Source organism: Treponema sp., from assembly GCF_045657965.1.
Classification (GTDB): domain Bacteria; phylum Spirochaetota; class Spirochaetia; order Treponematales; family Treponemataceae; genus Treponema_D.
Genome location: NZ_JAZOUG010000098.1, coordinates 1 through 7,786 on the forward strand (window position 1 = coordinate 1; position 7,786 = coordinate 7,786).

Here is a 7,786-nt window from a genome sequence, read left to right on the forward strand (position 1 = left end):
ATACACAGCTCATCGCGGTAAGAACGCATGCCACGGTCGAGGATTTTTTTGAAATTCTCTTCGGCCGAACCATTGAACGGATGACCGTAATTGTTCGCAAGATCGAAATGAGTGATTCCCAAATCGAACGCAGTGTGGCACATCTTCTCTGCATTCTCAAAGACTGAGCCGAAGCCGAAATTCTGCCAGAGTCCCAGTGAAATTGCAGGAAGTTTAAGTCCGCTCTTTCCGCAGTGACGATAAATCATTTTTTCGTAACGGTTTTCGTTTGCTGTGTACATAAGTTCTCCTATTTTACATAGTAGATGTAATTTTCTTTGCGTGGGGCAGGTGCATTTTTCGGAGCATCTGCAAAACCTACGGCGAGATTTGCGACTCCCTCGTAATCACCTTCGATTCCCCACTGTTTGAGCAATTCTTTTCCTTCATCGCTTTCAAAGACTTCCTTTGCGCGGTGAATCCAGCAGGTTGCAACGTCGAGACTTTCTGCTTCGTTCATCATGTTTCCTGTAACAAGCGAACCGTCATAAATGTAGGTCGGGCAAGCTTTGTTTGCGAGAACAACGATGATTTCCGGAGCGCCGTAGAACGGGTCAAAACCTGTTCGTCCCATGACTCGTGCATTCAACTCTGAGATTTTATCACGAATTTCTTTATTTGTAATCGCAATAATGATTGCACTCTGTTTTCCCATTCCGCTTGCAGCGAAAGTTCCTGCTTCAAGAATCTTATCCAAAGACTCCTGTCCGATCAGCTCTGCCTTGTACTTACGGCAGCTGCGTCTTTCTTTGAGTGTCTGCAAAATATCTGACATAATTACTCCTATAAAATATGTAGGTTATACAAAAAAGTATTGCATGAAATATAATTTTATGCAAGCAGAATAAAACTCCTTTTGTGTGGTATACTCTCAGCATGCCGGAAATTTTTCTCGGAACGAGCGGCTATGACTATCCTGAATGGAAGGGAGTTTTTTATCCCGCTGACCTCAAACGAAAAGATTTTCTCTGTTATTACGCAACAAAATTCAATGCGCTTGAACTCAACAATACCTTTTACAATATGCCGACGGCCGACCGTCTTTTGTCTTTCTATGAACGCTCCGAAGGAAAGCTCGAATTCAGCATAAAAGCAAACAGACTTCTTACCCACGAAATTACAGGACTCGTGTTCTGTGACATGCCCCCTGCGGCATCATCCCCTGATTTCCAGGAACGGTTCAGCGGGATATTCCGGCCATTGGATAATCTGTTCAGTTACATTTTCTATCTTCCGCCTGTAATTTTTACCGCGGATTGAACATTCCCACACGACACATACGCGCCAGCATTCATCCTGATAACGCCGGATGACTTCTGCATCCCGTTCTTTATTGCGGGCAAACTTATTTTTCCAGAACTCCTGATTCGATTTCGGAAACACAAAATATCGACATTCCTCGTGTGCGCTGGAGTTCCAGCCGTGCGCGTGCCAGAAACAGCCGTTTATGAAAATCACTGCATAGTAATGCGGAAAAATCAGGTCAGGCTTCCCCGGATAGCGCTTGTCACAGATACGGTAGCGGAACCCTGCCTTGAAAAGTGCAGAACGAATCTGCTTTTCAGGTTTAGTGTTTTTGGAGCGGATGTGAGACATGTTCTTGTGCCGGGATTCGGGGGTGAGAGTGTCCATGGGGGATAGTATAGCATGGATTAAAAAAAAGAATGGAAAAATATTTTTTATTTTCTTATAGCAGAAATATTTATTATATTTAAGCCATGACCTACGGATACATCCGCGTAAGTACAGACAAGCAGACTGTTGAAAACCAAAGGTTTGAAATCACAGACTTCTGCCGTCGGAACAATTTAAAGATAGACTCATGGATTGAAGAAACAATCATTCATGCCTGTGAAACTTTGAGCGGAAAATATTTTGACAGTTCAGAATTAAAGCGCTACGAGTTTGCCCTTCTTTCATTTGACGGTAGGACAATTTCATTCAGCAAAAACGTAAAAGAGGTTCTTGCAAGCGAAAAAAAAATGCACGCGTCTGGTTTGAAGATTTGATTCAATACAATATGCTTCGTTATCAGGATGAATTCGGTTCAAGTGATTACGGATTCCCGTTCCTTAAAACCTATTATGAATATTCAATGCGCGATACTGCCTTGTTGTGCAATTACAGAAAAACGCATTCTTCATTCCGCGGTCAGGGATTGATAACTTCTGCAAAACCGGATTATTTTATATTCGTAAATCTTCACAAAAATGCAGACATCAAGGAATCGATAAACTACAAAGATAAATTTATTTCACCGGGTGTATTCCAGTGGCAGACACCGAACAGCACTTCCCAAAGTTCAGAACTTGGAAAGGATATTATTTTCAGCTATAAGCGTGGAATAAACCTTCATCTGTTTGTTCGTAAATTTGAAGAAGTTGAAGGTGTTACTCAGCCGTTCACGTATTTGGGAAAAGTCCTTCCTTTTTCGGATTCAGCAGAAGGGAATAAACCGATTACAATTCTATTTGCGCTTGAGAATTCTGTTCCTGATGAAATGTATTTGGATTTTACCACAAGAACTGATATGCTTGGAAAAGATAACTAGGAGAAGTCTAAATGAAACAAATCCCCGTCTCCGGAGCCATCATCCTCCGCACAAATTCCACGTCTCACCAAAAGGAAATCTTCGCCACCCAGCGCGGTTACGGCGAATACAAGGACTGGTGGGAAATCCCCGGCGGAAAGATAGAGCAGGGCGAAACTCCAGAAGAATGCATCGTCCGCGAAATCCGCGAAGAACTTGCAACCGAAGTAAAGGCTGAAAAAGTCCTCGGCGTTGTGGAATACGATTATCCGGCTTTTCACCTTACAATGCACTGCATCCTCTGCACGATTATCTCCGGCGATTTGCAGCTTCTGGAGCACGAAAATGCAAAATGGCTTTCAAAGGAAACGCTTCGTTCCGTTGCCTGGCTGCCTGCCGACCAGCTGATTCTGGATAAAATTGAAGAGATTCTGTAATAAATAATTTGGAGCTGATCGGACTTGAACCGACTACCTTTTGAATGCCATTCAAACGCTCTAGCCAGGTGAGCTACAGCCCCGTTTTTATTAGTATAACACAAAATATAACTATAAGAAATCACTTTCTCCTCCGGCAAAATCCTTTCTCTATTCCACATGGTAAAAGTATGGTAGACTCTTCAAACTTAAATTTACGTTGTTTGTAATACTGACACGAAAACCGGAGACTACACCATGAAACTTTTAATCGTAATCGACATGCAGAATGACTTTATCGACGGCGCACTTGGAACGAATGAGGCTGTTGCCATTGTTCCCGCTGTCGCAGAAAAAATAAAAAAAGCTCGCTCGGAAGGCATTCCTGTTGTGTTTACGCGCGACACTCATCACGAAAACTATCTTGAAAGTCAGGAAGGAAAAAATCTTCCGGTCGTACATTGTGTTGAAGGTTCCGACGGATGGCAGATTTCAAGCAGGCTCGAAGTGGGGGACAGCCGCATTTTTGACAAGCCTTCGTTCGGTTCCATGGAGCTTGCCGAATATGTCGCATCATTGCAGAACCTTGAAGAAATCGAGCTTGTCGGTCTGTGTACGGGAATCTGTGTCATCAGCAACGCATTCATTCTCAAAGCAAAGCTTCCCGAAGTTCGCATCACGGTCGATTCAAGCTGCTGTGCCTGTGTCACTCCGCAAAGTCACGAGACGGCTCTTTCAGCGATGAAACTCTGCCAGATTAATGTGATTGCCTGATTCACTCATAAAAACCTTTTCCGCTGATTCTTTATACGCTAGAATACCTGCATGGAAATTTTAGAATCTCAGAGCTTTTGCCCTAAGTGCGGCACAGCTCTTGTCATTAAAGAACTTGAAGACGAAGGAAATGTGCCGTTCTGCCCGAAATGCAGCGACTGGCGCTTTCCGATGTTCAATGTCGCAGTCAGCATGATTGTGATTGACGAATCAACCGGCAAAATTCTTCTCATCAAGCAGTACGGCCGTCCGTTTTACATTCTTGTTGCAGGTTATGTAAACCGCGGTGAGCGGCCCGAAGATGCTGCTGCGCGCGAAATAAAAGAAGAAACCGGTATGACCGTAAGCCGTGTATCATTCAACCGTACGAGTTTCTTTGAGCCGTCGAACACGCTCATGTGCAATTTTACGGCATTCGTTCCCGATTCTTCGAGCCTCAATACAAACAAAGAAATTGATTCGTACAGCTGGTTCACTCCCGAAGAAGCCCGCAAAAACATCAAGAGCGATAGTCTTGCCCAGAAATTCCTGAACGCTTACCTCGACGAAGCGGGGCTGTAGCACTCTCATGTCAAAATCCGACTGTTCCACTTACGCCGTTTCACTCTCGTTCGACGCGTCTTTTTCATCATCGCTTTCATCTCTCGTTCAGTCGTTTGCGCGCGTCACGGGAAACAGGACTTTGCTCGAAAAAAATGCGCCTGTGCATCTGACTCTCGGAATGTTCCATGTCCCGGACGGGAAAATCCTTGAGCTGAAGCGGCTTTTTGAGGAATTCTGTGCGTCAGTCAAAAAGGGGAGCACGCTTGATTTTTGTAGCACGGACAGTTTCAAGCAAAAAGTGATTTTTCTTTCTATTGATAAAGCTTCCTCTTCGTTTGAAATGCTCAAAAAACTGAACGCGCATCTCCACGATTTGTTTTTGCCGCATTTTGAAGCTGGTGCGAACCGTAATTATCTTCCAGAAGTCTTTTTCCCGCATGTCGCGCTTGCAGTAAAGTTGAGCCCTGAGCAGTTTGAAAAGGGAATTAACTGGGCGCATCCGCCGGCAAGCGCAGAAATACAGGCAGTTTCATTGGCACGATGTCACCCTTACGAAGAAATTGCGCGACATTGAAAACTTGCTTTCGGACTGCTGGCGTGTCTGAGAAGATTTCAATATGGTTCGAAAAAGAATATTCCGTGCTGTTCTGTAAGTCTTAAAAGTTGTCATACGGAGTATTTGATACATTAAAATCTAATTTTGTTGTAGTCGATTAACAAAAAATTCGCTATATTTATAGAGAATTAGGAGAATATGATGGCTAAAAAACTTACCCCAATGACACTGCTGTGCGGTTATCTCGGTGCGGGAAAAACTACACTGCTCAATAAAGTTCTTAACAACCAGGAAGGCTACAAAGTTGCCGTAATCGTAAACGACATCGGTGAAGTCAATGTTGACGCAAAATTAATTGCAGACGGAGCAAAAATTACAGATACAAGCGATATCGTTCCGCTTACAAACGGCTGTATCTGCTGTACTCTTAAAAGCCAGCTTGCCCAGAATATCGAAAATCTTATCAAAACGGGCAAATACGACTACATTATGATTGAGGCTTCAGGTGTTTGTGAGCCAATGCCAATCGCACAGGAACTTGAGCTTATTAAAAACGGCAAGCTCGACAATGTTGTCGGCGTTGTTGACGCTGCCCGCCTTGTCGACGAATTTGCAGGCGGTGACAAGCTTCTCGCAAAAGAGGCAATCGGTGAAGAAGACATCGAAAGTCTTTTGGTTCAGCAGATTGAGTTCTGTTCAACTCTCGTAATCAACAAAAAAGACCTGGTTACTGAAGACCAGTTCAAAAAAGTCCGCAAAGTCATCGAGGTTTTGCACCCGGGCGTTAAAATCATCGAAACAAGCCACGGCGATGTTCCGGTTTCTGACATCCTTGCAACAGGAAGCTTTGATTTTGAAAATGTTTACGCTTCTGCCGGCTGGTGCAAACAGCTTGAAGAAGGCGAAATCGACGATGATGACGACGACGAGGACGAACACGAACATCATCACCACCACGACCACGACAATCCAGAGCGTGGCGAAGAAGGCCATGTCTGCGACGAAGAGTGCGAACATCACCATGATCACGACCATGATGACCACGATGAGCACGGACATCATCACCACCACCACGAGCACCGGCACGAGGGCGAAAGTGAAGATGAATACGGAATCGGAACATTCATCTATTACCGCCGTAAGCCGTTCGACCGCCAGAAGCTTGACGAATACGCAAACAAATGGCCGAAGAACATCATCCGCTGTAAGGGCTTGCTCTGGTTCAGCGATGAGGAAGAAATGGCATACGTCTTTGAGACAAGCGGCCGCCAGATTCAGGCCGGCTACTCAGGACAGTGGATTGCAGCTGCTCCTAAAAAAGAGCAGGAAAAGATTCTTGCCGCAAATCCTGAAATCAAAAAAGAATGGGATGAAACTGTGGGCGACCGCATGGTAAAACTCTGTATCATCGGTCAGAACCTCGACAAAAAAGTAATTTCAGCCGAGCTGGATGCTTGTCTGGCATAAAGAAAATCTGTATAGTTTTGAAACAATAAAAAGTTGGAGTAGAACATGGGTTCAAAAATTGTTGTAAATAACTACGGCTCTTTCGATGTTACGATGGTAAAAGGCAAGGGGTCAACCTGCTGGGATGTAAACGGCAAAAAATATATAGATTTTCTTGCAGGAATTGCAGTTAACTGTCTTGGTCATAACTTTAAGCCTCTTGTAAAGGCAATTTCTAAACAGGCAAAAAAACAGATTCATGTCTGTAACTATTTTGTAAGCGATACAGGTGTTGAATATGCTACCGAATTGCTGGGACAGACAGGTTTTGATGCTGTTTATTTTGGAAATTCTGGGGCAGAAGGAAACGAAGCTGCAATTAAACTTGCCCGTAAATACGGATATCTTAACGGCGGCGAAAAACGTCGTGTAATCTATACCCTTGAAAGTTCATTCCATGGCCGCACTCTTGCAACTCTCACTGCAACCGGTCAGGATAAATTTCATCCTGCATGCTTTGCTCCATATGCAGACTGTTTCAAAACTATTAAAGCAAATGATTGGGAAGCAATTAAAACTGCTTTCGACGATACAACTGCCGCACTCTTAATAGAATGTGTTCAGGGTGAAGGCGGAGTTAATATTGTAGATGCTGACTGGGCAAAGGCTGCAGCTGATGCAGCAAGGGCAGCCGGTGCTATCGTTATGGCAGATGAAGTTCAGACAGGCTTTGGCCGTACCGGAACTCTTCTTGCAAGCGATGCCCTTGGTTTTGAGCCTGAAGTAGTTTCTTTTGCAAAAGGTGCAGCAGGCGGTGTTCCTTTCGGCGGAATTTTAATCCGCGGAAAGGCAGCAGATGTCTTTAAGGCAGGAGACCATCAGTCAACATTCGGCGGAAACCCTCTGGCGTGTGCCGCAGGGCTTGTTGTTCTTAAAGAACTTTCAAAACCGGGATTTCTTGAATCTGTATGCGAAAAAGGCGAGTACATGCGAAAAGCAATCGCCGGCTTTGGTGCAAAATGCGTAGGAGAAATCCGCGGTAAAGGACTTATGATTGGCGTTGACATGATTAACGGAGCTGTTGCCGTCGAAGTAGAAAAAAAGCTTCTTGAAAAAGGACTGCTTACTTCAACTGCCGGTGCAAATACACTCCGAATTGTGCCTCCACTCAACATTTCCTACAAAGAAATCGACGAAGGCCTTGCGATTCTCAAAGAAGTTCTTTTGAGCGAGTAGATTTTCCTTATCAAATCCGTTACAATCTAATTCCGTTATGAAAAACGGATTTGATAATGAGAAGTATCTGCGGATACAGTCAGAACACATTAAGGAACGGATTGCCAAGTTTGGCGATAAACTTTATCTGGAATTTGGCGGCAAATTATTTGACGATTACCATGCAAGCCGCGTTCTTCCGGGATTCCAGCCGGACTCTAAACTTAAAATGCTCATGCAGCTTTCCGACATGGCGGAAATCGTAAT

General features: G+C 44.2%; 13 protein-coding genes and 1 tRNA gene. 10 read left to right on the forward strand and 4 right to left on the reverse strand.

Annotated features, from left to right (window positions below; translation table 11 throughout):
- Both ACKI5B_RS03605 and ACKI5B_RS03610 read right to left on the reverse strand, forming a co-directional pair.
- The coding region (locus tag ACKI5B_RS03605; protein ID WP_407425921.1) for an aldo/keto reductase at nt 1-281 on the reverse strand (281 nt) is incomplete at its 3' end.
- An 8-nt stretch (nt 282-289) separates the two neighbouring features.
- On the reverse strand, nt 290-814 hold the full coding sequence (locus ACKI5B_RS03610; RefSeq protein WP_407425923.1) for a nitroreductase: 525 nt from the start codon (nt 812-814) through the stop codon (nt 290-292).
- Between the two features lie 101 nt (nt 815-915).
- Here ACKI5B_RS03610 and ACKI5B_RS03615 point away from each other — a divergent pair, with 101 nt between their 5' ends.
- Entirely contained in the window at nt 916-1,299 is a 384-nt protein-coding gene (locus tag ACKI5B_RS03615) for a DUF72 domain-containing protein (RefSeq protein ID WP_407425925.1), read from the forward strand.
- On the opposite strand, the gene ACKI5B_RS03620 is transcribed toward ACKI5B_RS03615, so the two are convergent.
- A complete protein-coding gene (locus ACKI5B_RS03620) occupies nt 1,195-1,671 on the reverse strand; it encodes a very short patch repair endonuclease (protein WP_407425927.1) in 477 nt (158 codons plus the stop codon). The two genes, ACKI5B_RS03615 and ACKI5B_RS03620, sit on opposite strands and share 105 nt — an antisense overlap.
- 86 nt (nt 1,672-1,757) lie before the next feature.
- Here ACKI5B_RS03620 and ACKI5B_RS13425 point away from each other — a divergent pair, with 86 nt between their 5' ends.
- From ACKI5B_RS13425 to ACKI5B_RS03635, 3 genes are read left to right on the forward strand one after another with little or no spacing between them, the layout of a single operon-like run.
- Nucleotides 1,758-2,048, forward strand: a complete 291-nt coding sequence (locus ACKI5B_RS13425) for a recombinase family protein (RefSeq protein WP_476279163.1) — start codon at nt 1,758-1,760, stop codon at nt 2,046-2,048.
- A gap of 11 nt (nt 2,049-2,059) precedes the next feature.
- Nucleotides 2,060-2,590, forward strand: coding sequence for a DUF3427 domain-containing protein (locus ACKI5B_RS03630; protein WP_407425929.1), 531 nt, complete (start codon nt 2,060-2,062; stop codon nt 2,588-2,590).
- 11 nt (nt 2,591-2,601) lie between these two features.
- Entirely contained in the window at nt 2,602-3,006 is a 405-nt protein-coding gene (locus tag ACKI5B_RS03635; protein ID WP_407425931.1) for a (deoxy)nucleoside triphosphate pyrophosphohydrolase, read from the forward strand.
- A gap of 9 nt (nt 3,007-3,015) precedes the next feature.
- On the opposite strand, the gene ACKI5B_RS03640 is transcribed toward ACKI5B_RS03635, so the two are convergent.
- Nucleotides 3,016-3,089: transfer RNA gene (locus ACKI5B_RS03640), tRNA-Ala, on the reverse strand.
- Between the two features lie 154 nt (nt 3,090-3,243).
- On the opposite strand from ACKI5B_RS03640, the gene ACKI5B_RS03645 reads away from it, so the two are divergent.
- The 6 genes from ACKI5B_RS03645 to ACKI5B_RS03670 all read left to right on the forward strand — a co-directional run.
- On the forward strand, nt 3,244-3,759 hold the full coding sequence (locus ACKI5B_RS03645; RefSeq protein WP_407425933.1) for a cysteine hydrolase family protein: 516 nt from the start codon (nt 3,244-3,246) through the stop codon (nt 3,757-3,759).
- A 51-nt stretch (nt 3,760-3,810) separates the two neighbouring features.
- Nucleotides 3,811-4,320: an NAD(+) diphosphatase gene (locus tag ACKI5B_RS03650; protein WP_407425935.1), complete on the forward strand. Its 510-nt coding sequence runs from the start codon at nt 3,811-3,813 to the stop codon at nt 4,318-4,320.
- Nucleotides 4,321-4,327: 7 nt separating this feature from the next.
- On the forward strand, nt 4,328-4,876 hold the full coding sequence (locus ACKI5B_RS03655; protein WP_407425937.1) for a 2'-5' RNA ligase family protein: 549 nt from the start codon (nt 4,328-4,330) through the stop codon (nt 4,874-4,876).
- Nucleotides 4,877-5,059: 183 nt separating this feature from the next.
- A complete protein-coding gene (locus ACKI5B_RS03660; protein ID WP_407425939.1) occupies nt 5,060-6,325 on the forward strand; it encodes a CobW family GTP-binding protein in 1,266 nt (421 codons plus the stop codon).
- Between the two features lie 45 nt (nt 6,326-6,370).
- Nucleotides 6,371-7,540 (forward strand): acetylornithine transaminase, encoded by a 1,170-nt coding sequence (locus tag ACKI5B_RS03665; RefSeq protein WP_407425941.1) that lies wholly within the window; start codon nt 6,371-6,373, stop codon nt 7,538-7,540.
- 37 nt (nt 7,541-7,577) lie between these two features.
- The coding region (locus ACKI5B_RS03670; protein WP_407425943.1) for a DUF1846 domain-containing protein at nt 7,578-7,786 on the forward strand (209 nt) is incomplete at its 3' end.

What these genes read in the sequence shown, in the direction of transcription:
- ACKI5B_RS03645 (WP_407425933.1), top strand. Translation starts at nt 3,244, where the DNA reads ATGAAACTTTTAATCGTAATCGACATGCAGAATGACTTTATCGACGGC.
- ACKI5B_RS03635 (WP_407425931.1), top strand. Translation starts at nt 2,602, where the DNA reads ATGAAACAAATCCCCGTCTCCGGAGCCATCATCCTCCGCACAAATTCC.
- ACKI5B_RS03620 (WP_407425927.1), bottom strand. Translation starts at nt 1,671, where the DNA reads ATGGACACTCTCACCCCCGAATCCCGGCACAAGAACATGTCTCACATC.
- ACKI5B_RS03655 (WP_407425937.1), top strand. Translation starts at nt 4,328, where the DNA reads ATGTCAAAATCCGACTGTTCCACTTACGCCGTTTCACTCTCGTTCGAC.
- ACKI5B_RS13425 (WP_476279163.1), top strand. Translation starts at nt 1,758, where the DNA reads ATGACCTACGGATACATCCGCGTAAGTACAGACAAGCAGACTGTTGAA.
- ACKI5B_RS03630 (WP_407425929.1), top strand. Translation starts at nt 2,060, where the DNA reads ATGCTTCGTTATCAGGATGAATTCGGTTCAAGTGATTACGGATTCCCG.
- ACKI5B_RS03615 (WP_407425925.1), top strand. Translation starts at nt 916, where the DNA reads ATGCCGGAAATTTTTCTCGGAACGAGCGGCTATGACTATCCTGAATGG.
- ACKI5B_RS03650 (WP_407425935.1), top strand. Translation starts at nt 3,811, where the DNA reads ATGGAAATTTTAGAATCTCAGAGCTTTTGCCCTAAGTGCGGCACAGCT.
- ACKI5B_RS03665 (WP_407425941.1), top strand. Translation starts at nt 6,371, where the DNA reads ATGGGTTCAAAAATTGTTGTAAATAACTACGGCTCTTTCGATGTTACG.
- ACKI5B_RS03660 (WP_407425939.1), top strand. Translation starts at nt 5,060, where the DNA reads ATGGCTAAAAAACTTACCCCAATGACACTGCTGTGCGGTTATCTCGGT.
- ACKI5B_RS03610 (WP_407425923.1), bottom strand. Translation starts at nt 814, where the DNA reads ATGTCAGATATTTTGCAGACACTCAAAGAAAGACGCAGCTGCCGTAAG.